Source organism: Agrobacterium sp. SORGH_AS_0745 (genome assembly GCF_030818995.1).
GTDB lineage: Bacteria > Pseudomonadota > Alphaproteobacteria > Rhizobiales > Rhizobiaceae > Agrobacterium > Agrobacterium tumefaciens.
In genome coordinates this window covers 71,078-87,583 of the sequence record NZ_JAUTBI010000004.1, presented here as the reverse complement: position 1 = coordinate 87,583, position 16,506 = coordinate 71,078, and the positions used below count along the sequence as shown (strand labels likewise).

Here is a 16,506-nt window from a genome sequence, read left to right as displayed (position 1 = left end):
GCAGGATCCGGATTTCTGTCGTGATCGTCCAAAACATCCAGGATCCCCTGTCCGACGTGCTCAGCGCCATCGATGCGCGTGCGCTGTTCTCCGTGCGTTTTGCAGCCGGAGGCGCGTGGTCTGTTGCTTTTCCACCACCGGGCTACCTCAAGTTCAATGCAGTCCGTGAAGGCGTTGCCTGGCTGATCTCGGAGGGAGAGGCACCGTTGCGCATTGAAGCCGGCGATTGTCTTGTGGTCAGCGGCAAGGCGTTTACGCTTTGCAGCGATCCCAACGTGACGCCGATAGCGGCGGCAGAGGTATTCGCTGGGGGTAATCTCGATGTCTCAGTGGGCGATGGTCGGGATTTCGTGCTCCTAGGCGGCAGCGTCAACCTCGATACCGTCGATGGCTCACTCCTCACCGACGCCCTGCCGCCTGTTGTAGTGATTGACCACGAAGAGGCCGGACCGATTGGCTGGCTGCTCGAACAGTTGGACCTGGAGTTAAACAGCGCAGCACCGGGTGCTCGCGTCGCCTGCAACGACCTGCTGCGTCTGGTGTTTATCCATGTCCTGCGTGCCTATATGGCGCGCCAGACATCACAGCATCCCGGCTGGCTCGCCGGCCTTGCGGATGCTCGTCTGGCGCCGGCACTGCGGGCCATCCACGCCGATCCATCGCGCCACTGGACGGTAGAAGCACTGGCGTCTCTTGCCGGCCAGTCCCGCTCCGGATTTGCCGAAAGATTTCGTGCCACCGTCGGAGCATCGCCGATCGACTATCTCGCGAACTGGAGGATGCGGCTTGCCGCCGCCCGGCTGCGGCGTGGCAACGAGCCACTGCCACGGATTGCACAGTCGCTCGGCTATGGATCCGACAGCGCTTTTGCCGCCAGCTTCCGCCGCGCCATCGGCCAATCGCCGGCGCGTTACCGTTCCCTGTATCGCGACAAGATGCAGAGTGAGGTTGTCAGGTCGTGACTGCTGGTTTGCCACTAGCCGGTCTGGTGTGCAGGCAGATGCAGCGTTGCAGCAAGTCCTCATTGTTTGCGACCGCTTTCAATTTGGACATACTCCGCATCATACGCCTTGACAGGAATCGAACCCAGAACCGGCAAACCGAAGAAGCTATCACGCTGATTCTACCAAATAAACACTCTCTATGATCGTCAAAGCTATCGGTCGTTTAAAGAACCGCAGACGTGGAGAGCTTCCCATGAGGCTGCTTAAACGGATCGGCTTTCGTTTGGATCGAGCCATTCACGCTGCTCATTGTTAGTGCTTTGACGGCCAACTGTTCAACTTTTTACCCTTATTTATCCCAGGCCCGAGGACCGGCGGTGCTAGTCCTTTTTCCAGAGGCGCTGATGTGGATCGGCACCCAATTTGGAAAAGGAAAGCATCATGAAAAAGCATCTGCTCGCCACTGTCGCACTTCTCATGGCCATCTCTCCCGTTGCGGCTGAAGCCCGCTGCGTGCCGAACACCCCAGTCATCGCCGCGAAAGCCGTTCCCGTCATTCAGTACAAAAACACGACGATAGATGGCGTAAAAGTCTTTTATCGTGAAGCCGGCCCCAAAGACGCACCGGTGCTACTGCTTCTGCACGGATTTCCGACCTCGTCCCATATGTTCCGCAACCTCATTCCGCTGCTTGCAGACCGCTACCGCGTGATCGCGCCTGACTATCCCGGCTACGGTCAGAGTGATGCGCCCGACCACACCAAATTTTCCTACACATTCGAGAACCTGACCAACGTCGTCGACAAGCTGACGGAAAAAGTCGGCGCCGATCGCTACAGCATGTATGTGATGGATTACGGCGCACCGATCGGATACCGGCTCGCGCTCAAACATCCCGAGCGGGTTGAAACCCTGATCGTGCAGAATGGCAACGCCTATACCGAAGGCCTCGCCGCGTTCTGGGATCCGATCAAGGCCTATTGGGCCGAGAAGACGCCGGAACGCCGGGAAGCGCTCGCCGGTCTGGTTACGCTCGAAACCACGAAATTCCAGTATACCGACGGAATGGGCGATGTCTCACATATCAGCCCTGACAACTGGGTCGTCGATCAGGCCTTGCTCGACCGGCAGGGCAACAAGGACATCCAGCTGGATCTCCTGGGCGACTACGGCAGCAATGTACCGCTATACCCGCAATTCCAGGCCTTCTTCCGCGACAACCAACCGCCAACGCTGATCGTCTGGGGCAAGAACGACAAGATCTTTCCGGAACCTGGCGCGCACCCCTATCTTCGCGATCTCCCGAATGCCGAGATGCACATTCTCGATAGCGGCCATTTCGCCCTCGAAGACAAGCTCGATGTGATGGCGCCGCTCATCCGGGATTTCCTCGACCGCAAGGTTTGCAACTGATCGATAGCCAATCCGTTCCGCGGGGCCAGCGGCCCCGCAACTTCCCCCATCAAAGGAAAAGATCATGACCAGTCCCGTTTCGGGCACCCAGACAGCTGGTGCCCTGTCCCTCTCGATCGTCCTCGTGCACGGCGCATTTGTCGATGGCTCCGGATGGCAACAGGTCCATGGCGAACTTGTCGACCGCGGCTTTGAAGTGCTCGTCGCTCAACACCCGACGACCTCGCTTGAAGGCGACGTTGCCGTGACCGAGCGCCTGATTGCCGCAGCTCGCCACCCGGTTCTCCTGGTGGGCCACAGCTACGGTGGAGCCGTCATCACCGAGGCTGGCGTCAACCCGAAAGTCCAGGCTTTGGCCTACATCGCGGCTTTCGTGCCGGATGCGGGCGAATCCGTCGCCGCTCTGAACGAAGCTCCGGAAGAGCCCGGCGAAACGAAGGCACCGTTGCTGCCGCCGCAGGACGGCTACCTCGTTGTCGATCCTGCCAGCTTTCCGGAAGCATTTGCCGCCGATGTCGACATCACGACCAAGCGCTTCATGGCGGCGGCGCAGTTGCCCTGGGGCCTTGCAGCGGTCATAGCACCCCTTACCCACGCAGCTTGGAAGACCAAACCCAGCTTCTATCTCGTCGCTTCCGCCGACAGGATGGTGCCGCCTAGCGCGCAGCGCCGGATGGCCAAGCGTGCGAGTGCTGCGATCACCGAGATCGACAGCAGTCATGCCGCGATGCTGTCACACCCGCACGACGTCGCGGCGTTCATCGCAACCGCCGCCTTGGCCGCAACGCCGACCGAAGGTGCCGGACAATGACCCGGCCCGTCACCCATCACCGAACCACCAGCGTTGAAGGCGTGGAAATTTTCTACCGCGAGGCTGGAGAGAAAGGCGCCCCTGTCGTGGTGTTGCTGCACGGCTTTCCAAGCTCTTCGCACATGTACCGCAACCTCATCCCAGCGCTTGCCAACCACTATCATGTGATTGCGCCCGACCTTCCGGGGTTCGGTCTGTCGGCAATGCCGTCTTCCAGCGAATTCGAATACAGCTTTGCCACTTTCTCGGATGTCATCGCCGGTCTCCTCGAACAGCTGGGCGCCGAACGCTACGCGCTCTATGTCATGGATTATGGCGCGCCAACCGGGTTTCGTCTGGCGCTCGCGCATCCGGATCGGGTGACCGCCCTGATCGTCCAGAACGGCAACGCCTATGAAGACGGCATGGGGGATTTCTGGGGAGTGACGCGGGCTTACTGGGCCGACAACGGCCCGGTAAACCGCGACGCGCTGCGGCCTTTTCTATCGCTTGACGGCACACGTTTCCAATATCTCACTGGCACAAAAGATGAGACGCGGATCGATCCGGCGGCATGGTTATACGATCAGCTCTTCCTCGACCGCCCGGGCAGCACGGACATCCAGCTGGACATCATCTACGACTATAGGACCAATGTCGCGCTCTACCCCGACTTCCACGCCTATTTCCGCGCCCATCAGCCGCCGGCCCTGATCCTGTGGGGCGAAAATGATCCCATCTTCCTGCCGGAAGGCGCACGCGCCTTCCTCCGCGACCTGCCCGAAGCCGAGCTTCATTTTTTTGATACCGGACATTTCGCCCTGGAGGACAAGGCGGACGAGATGATCCCGGTCATGCGCGACTTCCTCGCCCGAAACCTGACCCACTAACTGAAACCCAAAAGAGGATAATGACCATGTACAACAGCAAATCCAAGCCGAGCGTCCTCCCCACCGGCGGCGGCGCAGCCCTCATCGATCCCTCCGACGCGCTGATCCTGCTTCTCGACCACCAGTCGGGGCTGTTCCAGACGGTCAAGGACATATCCGTGTCTGATCTGCGCCGGAATGTGGAGATGATCGCCAGGCTCGCCACTCTCTTGAACATCCCGGTGATCACCACTGCTTCGGAACCTGCCGGCACTAATGGTCCACTGATGCCCGAGATCCATGAATTGGCGCCGCACGCCGACTATGTGCCGCGCAAGGGAGAAGTAAACGCCTGGGACAATGACGATTTCGTCGCAACGGTTCGCGCAACCGGCCGCAAAACTCTCATCATGGCAGGCGTCTGGACCAGTGTCTGTGTGATGTTTCCGGCGCTCGATGCCCGCACTGCTGGCTACGATGTCTATGCGGTGCTTGATGCCTCGGGGGATCCGAGCGAAATGGCCTCGCGGATTTCACTTGCCCGCTTCGTGCAGGGCGGCGTCAAGCCGACATCTACCAATGCATTGCTGTCTGAGCTTCACCGCACCTGGGCGCGTCCCGAGGCTGCCGAGCTTGGCAAGCTCTACGGACTTGCCGCACCGAACTATGCCGCCGTGGCCGAGAGCTATGCCCGCGCGCAGCAGGCCGCTAGAGAGGCAATCTAGTACTTTGTGCATCCGACGCCCTGCGAACAGAGCACACTTTAGGGAGATACGATATGAGTTACGGTTTCATGGATATCGCGATCACGCCTTCAGTTCGCAGGGCGCAAGCGGAAATGAGAGCGGATCATTTCTGGTCCGACTTCAAGGGACACCGCGAATTCGACCAGTTCACGGCACAGGAGACTGCGTTCATCGCACAACGCGACAGCTTCTACATGGCCTCCGTTTCGGAAACCGGTTGGCCTTACGTTCAGCATAGAGGCGGGCCTACCGGCTTTCTCAAGGTCCTCGACGATCGCACCCTCGCCTTCGTCGATTACCGCGGCAATCGCCAATATATCACCACCGGCAATCTGACAGAAAACGACCGGACATGCCTGTTCCTGATCGACTACCCCGCGCGCACCCGGCTGAAGATCTATGCCCGTGCCGAGAAGCTGGCCCTTGACGCCGATCCGCTACTTACCGAGGCCATCACCGATGGTGCTTATGGAGCCAAGGCTGAACGCATTTTCAGGTTGAAGCTCGAGGCGTTCGACTGGAACTGTCCGCAGCATATCGTGCCGCGTTACACCGAAGCCGAATTTTTGGCCGCCTCGCGACATCTTCTGGACAAGGTCGCTCAGCTTGAGCAGGAAAATGCGTCACTGCGGGAGCGCCTCGATTTGCGACGAAAAGACTGAGCACGAACCGAGGAGAATGCAGCAAGGTCAACCAAAGTCCGTTGCATCGATGGCAAGCCGGGTCCGTTTGGTAGCAGCACCTGCACCCATGGCGCGGGCATGATCCAATGACGTCTGGAAATAGCGCATCGCCTTGTCGGGCCGACTGTTTCCGGCTGCAATCATTCCCGCAACGCGCCAAAGATCCGGATGCCACCAACGCTCTTCACGTATGCCAGTTTCTGCAAGCACGGCGCGCAGACTATCCTCCGCAAGCTGCAGTTCGCCTGCGGCAAGATATGCCTCCGCCAACAGGCTCCGGTAGAAGGGGACGCGAGCACGCCAGTTCCCCCGAAGCAATCCGTTGATACTGTCTTGCATCAGGGTAAAGCCTGCCTGCTCACCTCGAGAGGACTGGATAGCACCGGCGAAAAACTTGGCTGTCCCCTCGTAAATGCCGACGCTTTCTCGCCGGCTGACGTCGGCCAGTTGGTGCTGAAGCCGCGAAGCAGTTTCGAGATCACCCTCCACGAAAGCGATCGGAAGGGCCGCAAGCGAAATTGCATTGCCCAAGGAGATCATGTGATCGAGATCGGCGGCACGATCGATCGCCTGACCGGCCAGCCGGGAGGCACGATCAGGATCACCCTGTAACCAAGACAGAAATGCCTGAGAGAAACGAATACCGGCAGGCAAATCGACCTGGAACCTGGACAAGCCATGCCCTTCCTCCAGGTGACCCCAATCATCCATCAGCGCCTCCAGGTCGGCCGATGCCGAATTGAACTCGCCTGCATAGATCTTGATATGCGCTAAAAGTCGTTTGCCGTCGGGCGCCGTCGACCAGTCCAGAGCCTTTGCTGCCGCAAACTCGTTCATGCTGCGCAATGCCGTGCGGGGCCGGCCGGAATAGGCCAGAAAAACGGCCTGTCCGCACACCGATCGTATTTCAAATTCCGCGTCGAGCGACCCGTTCGCATGAAAGATGCTTTCGCGCCAAGCATCATCGGTTTGCGGGTGCATGTGGCGCGCCAGTGTCATGGCCCAGGCCCGAGCCGTGGAGAGCTTGGCTCGGCCCAGTGGCGCGAGCCCCATGAGGGCAGCGCTGTTTGACCCGGCAAGGTCGATGGCCTCCAGCATTTCCCTAAACGCCGATAGTTCTTGCCACAGCGGCAAGGCAGCGACCACCAATTCGACACCCAAAGCCGCATCGCCTGCGGGATCAAACGCCCAACCGATGGCCGCGCGAACGTCGTCGATCTGCCTCCGATATTTGCCGAGCCATTCGCGAGATGTCTGCGACGACCAATCCCGTTCGGCAATCTGCAGCTTGTCCTTTGTTCGAACGGCAAAATGTCGTCTTGCCTTCTCTCTGTAGAGGGAACCTGAAAGACGCCGCGCGGCATAGGCACCCGTGCTTTCGGCAAGTCTGTAATGCACAGTCCCGCCGTCGTATTCCGCTGATACCAGCGACTTTGCCACGAGCTGCGACAGTGCGTCTCGCCCGGTCATCGGCTCCAGGGCGCCGGCGAAATACATCGCCTCCACGTCGTCGGAGTTGAAACGGCCGGAAAATACCGAAAGCAGACCGAGCAAGACCGCCTCACGGTCAGGAAGAAGCCGATAGCTCCAGTCGAGCGTCGCCTCCAAGGATTGGTGGCGCAAGGGTGCATCCCTTGCTCCCCGGTTCATCGTATCAAAGCCATCCCTGAAGAGGTCATCGAGCGCAGAGGGTGCAAGAACACTGGCCGTACCGGCGGCCAGTTCGATGGCAAGTGCCAAGCCGTCCAGCCGTGAGCAGATCGAAACAACACTGCGGACATATTCATCAGTAGGCTTTATATCGCCTAAGCCGTACGCCTTTGAAATGAACAGCTGGATTGCCGGAAACTGTAGCGCGTCGCTGATGGACATTGTCGTCGTCTGGTGCGGATAAGCCAATCCTGAGAGAAAATGAATCTGCTCGTGCCGCGTCCGTAACGGCTCGCGGCTGGTCGCAATGATCCGCGCCGAAGGAACGTCCGCGGATATCCGCTCAACGATCGTCGCGGCCATCGCGACAACGTGCTCGCAATTGTCGATGATGAGAAGCAGCCGGTTGCTGCGAAGGACGTCGATCACGCCTGCGATGGGATCATCAAACCCAAGCGACACGCCGAGGGCAGACGCGATCGCCGGAACCACAAATCGCGGGTCGCTCAGCGTCGAGAGATCCGCAAAGGCGATGGCTTCGTTTGCCCCGCAGGATTGCTCAGCAACCGTAACCGCGAGAGACGTTTTTCCCGCGCCGCCTGGCCCGACGATGGTGACGTAACCCGCTTGATCAAGCTTTTCCGAGATCTGCCGGGTCGCTTCATCGCGGCCGAGGAGCGGCCGACCCTGGGGTGCCGCGATATGATGGCTTGTGCTGGCAACCACTTGCCGAGCTGGCGCCGGGCGATCGCTTTCCAAGGCGGCCACGAACTTGTAACCTCGCCCAGCAATGGTTGCGATGTACTCCATGGAAGGATCAAGTTCGGCTAGCGAGCGTCGAAGGTTGCCGACATTGACCTTCAGGTTATGGTCGTGGACGATATAATCTGGCCATACATGCGCAAACAGATCGGCTTTGCTGACAACCTCGCCCGCCCGCGCCACGAGCAGGGTCAGAATGTCGAAACCTCGCCCGCCGAGGCCGACGGGTTGCCCCTTGTACAGAAGGGATTGAGCTTCTGGCAGAAAACGGAAATCTCCAAACTGGAAAGCGGTCTGTTTCGACAATGTCTGTATCCCGAGATCGTGTGACACCCTGCTCTCACAATTCAAAAAATTTAACGATATACCGCGCTGGCCAGTTTTCAAGGCGTATGGAGAAAGGTTGCACCGCAGGCTGGCTCAAGATGAAGGTTGCCAGGCCTCTTCGCAGATCTTCGATGGTGTTGGAAGATCGTCTAGCTCGCTCAAAATCGCTCCACGACAAAGTCGGCGCAAATCCTCATCAACGGCATTTCTGGCCCAGACGGGCGTGCAGGATTCGCCGATGAAATTGTTCTATTTTTAATCCGACGGTTCCGTTATCTGCTTTCGGCGAAGTGTCGGCCATTGGAGTACTCTCTTGGATTCTTGTTCTTCTGATCAGCCCTGCCTCACGCAGGAGGATGCCATTGAGGCCAAAGCTTTCATTGATCTGCACAAGGCCGCCCGCGGCCGATTGACGGACGAGGAGCGGTTCGCATGCGTTTCCATGAATGGTGGATGCACGATCTCACTACCGAGCGCGCCTGCGATCGGCCTCAACCGTATCCTTGGCCTCACCACACGTGAAGATCTCGACAAGGCCTACAGCTGGATGAGGGGAAAGACGGGGAACCGGTTCTTACAGGTCAATGCCGACACTGCATCGGACGAGCTGACACAGTGGATCGAGACGAAGGGGTTGGTTGCCTACGGACCTGGATGGGCGAAGCTTCGGCGATCCACGGACACGGTCCCTCTTCCATCGCCAGGCACCGTGAAAACACGAAAAGTTCGGCCCGACGAAGCCGAGGTATTCGGCGCCATGATGTGTGCCGGTTTTGGCTTTCCGGAAAGCCTCACTGCTCTATGGGCAGCAATCGTGGGACGCGACGGATGGTCTTGTTTCTACGCGTTGGATGGAGACACACCCGTGGGAACAGGAGCGATGTTCGCTTCAGGATCCTTCGCGTGGCTCGGCGGTGGAACGACCGTGCCGAGCTTTCGAAATAGAGGTTCACAAAAGGCCCTAATTCAAGCTCGTCTAAAGGAAGGCGCAGACCGTGGCGTGTCGACTTTCGTGGTAGAGACCGAAGTGCCATCGGCCGAAAAGGCCAACATCTCGAACGCCAATTTAGCGAAAATGGGTTTCGTGCATATCTATAATCGCAGCAACTTCATTTTATGACACTTGCTGTCAAGAGAGGACCAAGGTCGTGCATTAGCAATATGATTTGGTTCGTCAGCTTAGTGCGACTGACTCTACGGATATTTATGGGGCCACTACATTGCAAGGTTATGCCTTGGCTCTTGAGGGGATTTCAACCATTGGCACGCTTCTTTCTTCCCGATGCAGTCGGTCCGTAGGACGGCTCTATGGAGGTCGACATCATAGGAGCCAGCGCTGGGTGTTTTCTCGTATAAATATGTCCGAAGAGTTCGGCAGCGAATGCTCTTCCCTCAACTCGGCTATCTCTCGGCCATATGAAGCGGCACCTCTACCTACGCTTTACCCTGGGCCACAGCTCCAATTAGATTCGAAAACACCCCCTCGGCCTCGGAAGCGGAGCAGTTTCCCCGTGTAACAGCGCTTGTCAACGCGTCTCCTGCCGCAACCAATGCCGCGCAGGCCAATGCCAGCGATTCCGGCTGAAAGCTTGAGTGAGGCCGTAAAACATCCATGAACATTTCGATCACAGCATCGACTAGCTCTTGGTACACGTTGGCTTTCTCCTCGCTTCCTGCAAGCGCTGCGCCGACAGCATGAAATTCGTCACCTTGGTCGGTTCCGCAGGCCAGATAAGTTTTAGCCAAAGCCAATATAGTCTCTTTCGCCGGTCGATTTCCCTGAGCCATAAGTGTGCGAAACGCGGCAATGCGTTCGGTGTCTATCCAACGATAGAGTTCAATTAACAAACCCGTTCTGGTCTCGAAGTGCTCGTAGGTCACAGGTTTGGAAACGCCCGCCCGCACTGCCAGGTGACCTAGTGTCAGCCGATCAGCACCTTCTTCCCGAACGATCAGGCGCGCCGTCTCTAGTAGCTGCTGACGCCTCTCGGACTTCGAAAGTCGGCCTGTAGTCCTATTGTCGATGGCAGCTTTTTGCTTTTCCACTTGCATACCTACTTTTAGTAACCTACCATGTGTAGGAATTAGTAAACCACAGGTATCGTGATGTTACAAGCTTCTGGAAGTCTCCACGACCCAATACTGATTATCGGCGGCGCCGGCGAGGTTGGGCGATGGGCCACACGCTTCTTGCGTGAGCAATATCCTGATGTACCAATCCTCATTGGCGGTCGCGACGAACAACGCGCGATACGAGCAGCAGCAGCTGTCGACGGCGCGTCTGCGGTGGTAGTGGACCTCACTGCCTCTGACCTGGGGCTAGGCGAGCAACGTGTGTCGGCGGTCGCAACGCTCTTTACGGATAAAACCGGGGCAGCTCTCCGCTGGGCCCAACAATTGGGCGTTGGGCACGTCAACATCTCACCAAGCATAAGCGAGCTGGGCTTGGAAACTGCTACATTCATGCAGAGACCTACCGCCGCGCCAGTCGTCCTTGGTACAGAATGGCTCGTTGGTGCGACAAGCGTACCGTCACTCTTGTTCGCCCGAGAATTTGGTCGTCTGGAAAACATTCATATCGAGGCAGTGCTCGATGAACAGGATGCGTTCGGACCTGCAGCGAATGCAGATCTTGAGCGCCAGATGTATGCGGGTGCTGCCGCTCTTTTGAGAACGGTTGGCGCGTGGCGATGGTACCATGGCGCCGAGACCAGATCGAAGGTGCGCGCAATCGACGGCACCGAGTTGGACGCGAACGTGTTTTCGCCAAACGACGTCTTGTTGTTGGCAAACGCGACCGGCGCTCCCGATATTCGGTTCGACCTGGCCATTGGAATGAGCTCCACCCGCCGGAATGGCGGACCGGTATCGACTGAAATCATTATCAACCTTTCGGGCCTGGATCACGCCGGGCAGCAGCTTCGGAAACGTCACGCGATCGTTCACCCCGGCGGGCAGATGCCGCTAACGGGTCTGGGTGTAGCGCTCGTTCTTGAACGCATGGCTGGTCTCGCGGGCGATACGCCCCGACCGGGCCTCTATTTCCCGGCCCAGCTCATCGACCACTCCACATACTTTGAGCGGCTTCGCGCATCAGGCGGTGAAGTCATTGAATTGGAGCCGATCCAACACGCGCTGCAAGGCTCGGATCAAGCATAACCTGGAGCAGAAAATGAACCACACTCATAAAGTAACAGCCGCCACGGATCATCCCGTACACCATTCGCAAATCGAGGCCAACGGTGCCTCTTTCCATGTGGTTGAACAAGGCCGCGGTCCAGTAGTGCTCTTCTTGCACGGATTTCCAGACACTGTGGAAACGTGGCGTAGCCAGATGCAAGTTGTCGCAGAAAACGGATACCGCGCGATCGCGCTCGACATGAGGGGTTTCGGCGACAGCTATGCCCCGAACGATCCCGCACTTTACAGCGGAGCCCTAATTGTTGGCGACCTGATTGGCATCCTTGATGCGTTGCAGGTGCCTACCGCAACCATCATATCCCATGACTGGGGTGCCGACCACGGACAACGGGCGATGGTCATGCGACCGGATCGTTTCAACGGCATCATAACGCTCGGCATCCCGTTCCTGCCGCGTGGCGAGCTGAGTACATGGGACTTGCTACGCAGTCGCGGTCTCGGCGATCTCTATTATGCTTTCGACATGATGAAGCCGGAGACGGATGACCGTATCAGTGATGCCAGCAAGACTATTCCGAGTGCACTTTATTGGCTCTCGGGCGAACCCGCCGAAGGAACCGGCTGGGACCCCATCGACGCAAAGCGGAATATGTTTCGACCTGCCCCTGACGTGCTGCCGACTTGGGCCGATCCAGCCTATGTGAAGCACAACATCGACACGTTCCAGCGAACGGGATTCAGAGGCGGTCTGAACCAGTACCGGGGCGTGCAGGCGACGTTTGAGCATCTCGCCGCGTACAAGGACGTACTGATCAAGCAGCCATCGCTTTATATTTGGGGCGATGCAGATGGGTTGTGCCGACTGTTCCACCCGGTCCCACCAACCGTGGAAGAGATGCGCAAGACAGCGCCCGGGCTCGTCGATGTCGTGCGCCTGGAAGGTGTAGGTCACTGGCCTCATCATGAGGCCCGCGAACGCGTGAATGCCGAAATCATCAAATTCCTGAACGGCCTGAATGCCGCCGTTTCAGCAACTGTCTAATCGATCAAGGAACATAGAACCATGATACTTTCTCACGCACTTCGTACAGGCGATCTTGCTTCGGTCAAAGAAGCTATCGACGCCGGGGCGGACGTTAACGCTAGAGGCCCCGATGGTCTCACGCCGTTGATGATCGCGTCTGCGCTTGGGCAGGCACAAGCTGTTGCTTTGCTCCTTACTGCCGGCGCGGACGTGCTGACGGCGGACCCTCGAATGGGAGCAACGGCAATCCACAAAGCGGCACAGTCCGGCAGCGCCGACGTGATCGGGATTCTGCTTGACCACGGAGCCTTCATCAATCAGCAATCGCCAGTTCTTGGCAATACCGCATTGATGGATGCCGTGCTTCACAAGCACGAAGCTGTTGTGCGGGTTTTGCTGTCGCGCCGCGCGCGCACCACGATACGGAATTACTGGCAACAGACCGCGCTCGACATCGCCAAGTATGACGACCTGAAAGCAATCGCAGCGCTGATTGAGGAAAGAGATGAGGCGGATGAAAAGCACATCGCCAGCTTGTCGATCATCTCATCAGTCAAGGCCGGAAATATTGAGGAGGTGAAGCGGCTGATCGCAGATGGCGCGGATTTTGAGGTTCGGGTGCCGATAACCGGGACGTTCGATGACGACTACACGCCTCTCGGTCTTGCAGTTCGCGAAGGTCATGCCGAAATCGTGCGCCTATTGCTGGATGCTGGGGCAGATCCTCGCCGCACCATCGGTCTCATGCGCGGTTCGCCACTTCACGATGCTGCCTATTTTGGGAAGGCGGATCACATCGATATTCTGACGTCAGCAGCAAAACAGGGGGACACACAGATTGAGCTCGATGCGCAGGGTCCTTACAATGGCCTGACCGCTTTGCACGATGCTGTTTGGCATGGATACGTAGATGCAGTTGCATCCCTTGTGCGCGCTGGTGCTCGCCGTGATCTGAAAACTCACTCGGGCCTAACACCACTGAGCCTCGCTACTCTCTACGGCTATGAACCGATCGTTGACATGCTGAGCAGCGACAGTCAGCAGACTGGATCCCAACCAGAAATCCGTTGAGTTAACTCGTTGAGCTCTCAAGGGCGCGGCGATGGAAATTAAAGACTGATCCGTAGTGCAGTGGTGTGATCTCGGTTTGATGGCCAAGCTGCGCAAATTTCGCTCGTTTAGCTACCGCACATCAACAATTTGCGGTAGCATCCGGGATGGTCGAACGCGTGGGGGACGGGTCAAAAGAGCCGCCATAGCTAGTCTCTGGCAGCCCACATGAAAAACGTTTCTCGCTGTTCTCCCGCTTTGACCGCGTCCAGATAGCGGGTCTTCCAGACATCAGCAATGAACGTCTCCATCGTCGTGGGCAATTTCGGACGATACTCGTGCTCCCCATGGAACCTTACGATGCCACTGTTCAAAGCGTCAGCACTGAGGGTGTCGTCCTGCCATTTCTCCAGCGTCCCGAACCGTGCCAGAAATTCAGCCTCGACGTCTTTACGGGTCGTTTCGATGTATCGGTAATCCACCGGCTTGCCGATCTTCTTGCCAACGATTTCGGCCAGTTCGTTCATCGAGACATCTTCCGAGCCTACTTCGAGGTATACGCGGTGTCTGCCCCTCGGATTGGTCAATTCCTTGGCCGCCAGCCACGCAATGTCGTCGGTCGCCACCCAGGGCATCTTCAAATCGGGTTTGCAGAACCAGGCAATTCGACCGTATTTGGCAACCGGCCCCGTCCACGCCGATACGTCGTCCATGAACCAAGCGGCGCGCAGGTGGACCAAATCGATGTTGCCGAGTTCGTTTAACTTTTCGTCCAGATCGTGGAAGCATTCGAAATGGCCCGTTTTCCCCTTCACGTCCGAACCCATGGCCGTCAGGCTCACGGCCAGGTTGACAGAGGATTTTTTGAGCGCATCGACAAAGCGCTTGGCAACAGCGGGGTAATGCCCCTCGATGTTGTTCCAATCGGTCTTCACCATCAGGAACGCAGCATCGGCACCCTGGAAAAACTGGTCAAGGTCTCCCTCTCCGGTGTCAAAGCTTCCCAGAAATGGCTCTGCGCCGAGCGCGACCAGCGCGCCCAGCGCGGGGCCACCTCGCGACAATGCTCTAACCTGATGCCCGGCCTTCAGTAAGTTCCGGGTAAGTTTAGCGCCAACTCGTCCCGTGGCACCGACGACAGAAATTCGCATGACAGTCTCCTTGCGGTTGTTGATCGCCGATTAGTAGACTATTGCTGTGCGTACGAATTTGGAGATAGTGCCAAATGATCTCGAAATCGGGCCAATCCGCAAAACTGCTGCGTTCCTGCTACGATGACATTGATCTCGACCAGTCGGATCGTCCGGCCTTCGCTGTTCGCCTCGACTTCAATGACTATGAGGCTGAAGTACCCCAGCACCAGCACAAGGAAGGGCAGCTCATCTTGGCCCTGCATGGGGCCGTCACCTGCAAGACGGAAAATGGCATCTGGATTGTCCCACCAGACTGCGGAGTCTGGATACCCGGCGGCGTGCCCCACAGCAACCAGGTGACGTCCAACGCACGCCTGTCCTATCTGTTCGTTCAACCAGGCGCAGCGACACTGCCTCATGAGTGCTGTACTTTGTCTGTGTCACCGATGCTCCGCGAGATGATCCTCCGACTGGCGGATGTACCCGTCAATTCTCCTCCGGACAATCATGTCGGCCGTATGGTGCAGGTCTTGCTGGACGAACTCGCGCAAATGCCGATACAGGGGCTGGATTTGCCCGCCTCCAGCCATCCCAAAATCGCCGCGATCACCGCTGCCCTGATAGCGGAGCCGAGCGATCGTCGCACCCTCTTGGATTGGGCGACACACGTTGCCATGAGTGAGCGATCCTTGAAGCGGCTGATGGTCCAGGAAACGGGACTTACCTTCGGCCGATGGCGGCGGCAACTGCATCTGGTCATCGCGTTGCGCGAACTGGCCAGCGGCGCGACGGTCCAGAGGGTATCGAGCGACTTGGGATACGAATCCCCTACCGCCTTTATCGTCATGTTCAAGAAGGCATTGGGAACAACACCGACCCGCTACTTCGCGAGGTGATTTTCCGAGTAGTCGAATTTCTCAACACTGGTCGGCCCTTGCAGCACGTGCCGTGACTACAATGGGCCTACTACGGACGATGGATCTTGCGTCGTCCCGCTCAGGAACAAGGTCGAAAAAGGGCTCGACCTCACCCAGCCGATCAGAGAGGCGACGGTAGCGCTGGGATCCGGGATCGACAACCCCCCTTTGTATCAATCATTTGGATTTTCGGCGTTGAAGCTATTGAGAGGATGCGCGTTACTTCTAAGTGCATGTCCCCAAAACACCAATACCCACGCCTTGAACGGATACGAATCAACCATCCGTGAAACATGAAGATGTTAGCCGCACGCGATGAGTCGTGGATTTTCGCACCAAATGGTGCTATATGAGCTACTCATTTACGGGGGCTGGAACATGCGATCAACCATAAATATCGACGACAATCTTATGGAACGGGCCAAGTCCCTCACGGGCACCAAGGAAACAGCAGCTCTCGTGCGGCAAGCGCTGGAGACACTCGTGCGTGTGGAATCCGGCAAACGGCTGATCGCGCTTGGCGGCTCTATGCCTGAGGCTGAAGCGTCGCCTCGCCGACGGAGCGACGTGGCAAAGTGATCCTGGTAGACACCTCGATCTGGATAAATCATTTTCGATACGATGACTCAGAACTACGAAAAATCATCAATGATGACCAGTTGCTCTGCCACCCATTCGTTGTAGGCGAATTGGCGCTCGGCAGCTTAAGAGAGCGGGCTGCAGTTTTAGAATTCCTAGCAGCTCAACGCGAGGCGCTAATCGCGACCCATGCAGAAGTAATGACGATCATTGATCGTCATTCGATATTCAGCATGGGGATTGGTTACACAGATGCGCATTTACTTACTTCAACGTTGCTCGACCGGCGATCAAGCTTGTGGACAAGAGATAAGCGCCTAGCGGCCGCAGCACAAAAAGTTGGTGCGGCACTTTACACGCACGCGCAAGCCTCTCATTAGCCCAGCAACGCAGGACGCCCAGCAATATTGTGGCTCTTGAACGGATTCGAACCGTCGTCCACGCGTCGTGGATTGGCTAAGCATTTGCGACGCAATTC

The 16,506-nt window shown here is 57.7% G+C and carries 17 protein-coding genes and 1 pseudogene; 14 read left to right on the top strand and 4 right to left on the bottom strand.

All coding sequences use genetic code 11. From position 1 onward, the window contains the following. Window positions 1–20 precede the first annotated feature (20 nt). The 6 genes from QE432_RS24095 to QE432_RS24070 all read left to right on the top strand — a co-directional run bounded on the left by QE432_RS24095 (window position 21) and on the right by QE432_RS24070 (window position 5,424). Complete coding sequence (locus QE432_RS24095; protein WP_112154585.1) at window positions 21–962, top strand: AraC family transcriptional regulator; 942 nt, start codon at window positions 21–23, stop codon at window positions 960–962. Window positions 963–1,385: 423 nt separating this feature from the next. Further along, on the top strand, window positions 1,386–2,357 hold the full coding sequence (locus QE432_RS24090; protein WP_112154584.1) for an alpha/beta fold hydrolase: 972 nt from the start codon (window positions 1,386–1,388) through the stop codon (window positions 2,355–2,357). 64 nt (window positions 2,358–2,421) lie between these two features. Then, entirely contained in the window at window positions 2,422–3,168 is a 747-nt protein-coding gene (locus QE432_RS24085; protein ID WP_112154583.1) for an alpha/beta hydrolase, read from the top strand. Then, window positions 3,165–4,037, top strand: a complete 873-nt coding sequence (locus tag QE432_RS24080; RefSeq protein WP_111799492.1) for an alpha/beta fold hydrolase — start codon at window positions 3,165–3,167, stop codon at window positions 4,035–4,037. Before QE432_RS24085 ends, QE432_RS24080 begins: the two co-directional genes overlap by 4 nt. A 26-nt stretch (window positions 4,038–4,063) precedes the next feature. Next, complete coding sequence (locus QE432_RS24075) at window positions 4,064–4,741, top strand: isochorismatase family protein (RefSeq protein ID WP_111799491.1); 678 nt, start codon at window positions 4,064–4,066, stop codon at window positions 4,739–4,741. A 53-nt stretch (window positions 4,742–4,794) separates the two neighbouring features. Further along, the gene (locus tag QE432_RS24070; protein ID WP_112154582.1) at window positions 4,795–5,424 is read left to right on the top strand and encodes a pyridoxamine 5'-phosphate oxidase family protein; all 630 of its coding nucleotides are present in this window, start codon (window positions 4,795–4,797) and stop codon (window positions 5,422–5,424) included. A 27-nt stretch (window positions 5,425–5,451) separates the two neighbouring features. On the opposite strand, the gene QE432_RS24065 is transcribed toward QE432_RS24070, so the two are convergent. After that, window positions 5,452–7,458 carry an ATP-binding protein gene (locus QE432_RS24065; RefSeq protein WP_306627504.1) on the bottom strand — a complete coding sequence of 669 codons (2,007 nt, stop codon included), beginning with the start codon at window positions 7,456–7,458 and terminating at the stop codon, window positions 5,452–5,454. 51 nt (window positions 7,459–7,509) lie between these two features. Beyond that, window positions 7,510–8,040 (bottom strand): annotated as a pseudogene (locus tag QE432_RS24060) (winged helix-turn-helix domain-containing protein); the annotation flags it as partial. Here QE432_RS24060 and QE432_RS24055 point away from each other — a divergent pair. Continuing rightward, the gene (locus QE432_RS24055; RefSeq protein WP_306627502.1) at window positions 7,993–8,187 is read left to right on the top strand and encodes a hypothetical protein; all 195 of its coding nucleotides are present in this window, start codon (window positions 7,993–7,995) and stop codon (window positions 8,185–8,187) included. The pseudogene QE432_RS24060 and the gene QE432_RS24055 overlap by 48 nt on opposite strands. Before the next feature lie 310 nt (window positions 8,188–8,497). Further along, window positions 8,498–9,304, top strand: a complete 807-nt coding sequence (locus QE432_RS24050; RefSeq protein WP_019565658.1) for a GNAT family N-acetyltransferase — start codon at window positions 8,498–8,500, stop codon at window positions 9,302–9,304. Window positions 9,305–9,618: 314 nt separating this feature from the next. Here the strand turns inward: QE432_RS24050 and QE432_RS24045 are convergent, their stop codons facing one another. After that, window positions 9,619–10,236, bottom strand: a complete 618-nt coding sequence (locus QE432_RS24045) for a TetR/AcrR family transcriptional regulator (protein WP_112154580.1) — start codon at window positions 10,234–10,236, stop codon at window positions 9,619–9,621. 54 nt (window positions 10,237–10,290) lie between these two features. Here QE432_RS24045 and QE432_RS24040 point away from each other — a divergent pair, with 54 nt between their 5' ends. From QE432_RS24040 to QE432_RS24030, 3 genes are read left to right on the top strand one after another with little or no spacing between them, the layout of a single operon-like run. Further along, window positions 10,291–11,343, top strand: coding sequence for an NAD(P)-dependent oxidoreductase (locus QE432_RS24040; protein ID WP_111799487.1), 1,053 nt, complete (start codon window positions 10,291–10,293; stop codon window positions 11,341–11,343). A 13-nt stretch (window positions 11,344–11,356) separates the two neighbouring features. Beyond that, window positions 11,357–12,367, top strand: coding sequence for an alpha/beta fold hydrolase (locus QE432_RS24035; protein ID WP_112154579.1), 1,011 nt, complete (start codon window positions 11,357–11,359; stop codon window positions 12,365–12,367). 21 nt (window positions 12,368–12,388) lie between these two features. Next, entirely contained in the window at window positions 12,389–13,420 is a 1,032-nt protein-coding gene (locus QE432_RS24030; RefSeq protein ID WP_112154578.1) for an ankyrin repeat domain-containing protein, read from the top strand. Window positions 13,421–13,608: 188 nt separating this feature from the next. On the opposite strand, the gene QE432_RS24025 is transcribed toward QE432_RS24030, so the two are convergent. Further along, on the bottom strand, window positions 13,609–14,550 hold the full coding sequence (locus QE432_RS24025; RefSeq protein ID WP_112154577.1) for an NmrA family NAD(P)-binding protein: 942 nt from the start codon (window positions 14,548–14,550) through the stop codon (window positions 13,609–13,611). A gap of 74 nt (window positions 14,551–14,624) precedes the next feature. Between QE432_RS24025 and QE432_RS24020 the strand changes: the two genes are divergently transcribed. The 3 genes from QE432_RS24020 to QE432_RS24010 all read left to right on the top strand — a co-directional run bounded on the left by QE432_RS24020 (window position 14,625) and on the right by QE432_RS24010 (window position 16,408). Next, a complete protein-coding gene (locus QE432_RS24020; protein WP_019565652.1) occupies window positions 14,625–15,428 on the top strand; it encodes an AraC family transcriptional regulator in 804 nt (267 codons plus the stop codon). A gap of 399 nt (window positions 15,429–15,827) precedes the next feature. Next, entirely contained in the window at window positions 15,828–16,028 is a 201-nt protein-coding gene (locus tag QE432_RS24015) for a type II toxin-antitoxin system VapB family antitoxin (RefSeq protein WP_013637280.1), read from the top strand. Continuing rightward, a complete protein-coding gene (locus tag QE432_RS24010; protein ID WP_019565650.1) occupies window positions 16,025–16,408 on the top strand; it encodes a type II toxin-antitoxin system VapC family toxin in 384 nt (127 codons plus the stop codon). The genes QE432_RS24015 and QE432_RS24010 overlap by 4 nt, the downstream gene beginning before the upstream one ends. Window positions 16,409–16,506: the final 98 nt, after the last annotated feature.

Excerpts from the sequence above, each read along its gene's own strand:
- QE432_RS24090 (WP_112154584.1), top strand. The coding sequence starts at position 1,386 with ATGAAAAAGCATCTGCTCGCCACTGTCGCACTTCTCATGGCCATCTCT.
- QE432_RS24085 (WP_112154583.1), top strand. The coding sequence starts at position 2,422 with ATGACCAGTCCCGTTTCGGGCACCCAGACAGCTGGTGCCCTGTCCCTC.
- QE432_RS24080 (WP_111799492.1), top strand. The coding sequence starts at position 3,165 with ATGACCCGGCCCGTCACCCATCACCGAACCACCAGCGTTGAAGGCGTG.
- QE432_RS24075 (WP_111799491.1), top strand. The coding sequence starts at position 4,064 with ATGTACAACAGCAAATCCAAGCCGAGCGTCCTCCCCACCGGCGGCGGC.
- QE432_RS24070 (WP_112154582.1), top strand. The coding sequence starts at position 4,795 with ATGAGTTACGGTTTCATGGATATCGCGATCACGCCTTCAGTTCGCAGG.
- QE432_RS24065 (WP_306627504.1), bottom strand. The coding sequence starts at position 7,458 with ATGGCCGCGACGATCGTTGAGCGGATATCCGCGGACGTTCCTTCGGCG.
- QE432_RS24055 (WP_306627502.1), top strand. The coding sequence starts at position 7,993 with ATGCGCAAACAGATCGGCTTTGCTGACAACCTCGCCCGCCCGCGCCAC.
- QE432_RS24045 (WP_112154580.1), bottom strand. The coding sequence starts at position 10,236 with ATGCAAGTGGAAAAGCAAAAAGCTGCCATCGACAATAGGACTACAGGC.
- QE432_RS24040 (WP_111799487.1), top strand. The coding sequence starts at position 10,291 with ATGTTACAAGCTTCTGGAAGTCTCCACGACCCAATACTGATTATCGGC.
- QE432_RS24035 (WP_112154579.1), top strand. The coding sequence starts at position 11,357 with ATGAACCACACTCATAAAGTAACAGCCGCCACGGATCATCCCGTACAC.
- QE432_RS24030 (WP_112154578.1), top strand. The coding sequence starts at position 12,389 with ATGATACTTTCTCACGCACTTCGTACAGGCGATCTTGCTTCGGTCAAA.
- QE432_RS24025 (WP_112154577.1), bottom strand. The coding sequence starts at position 14,550 with ATGCGAATTTCTGTCGTCGGTGCCACGGGACGAGTTGGCGCTAAACTT.
- QE432_RS24020 (WP_019565652.1), top strand. The coding sequence starts at position 14,625 with ATGATCTCGAAATCGGGCCAATCCGCAAAACTGCTGCGTTCCTGCTAC.
- QE432_RS24015 (WP_013637280.1), top strand. The coding sequence starts at position 15,828 with ATGCGATCAACCATAAATATCGACGACAATCTTATGGAACGGGCCAAG.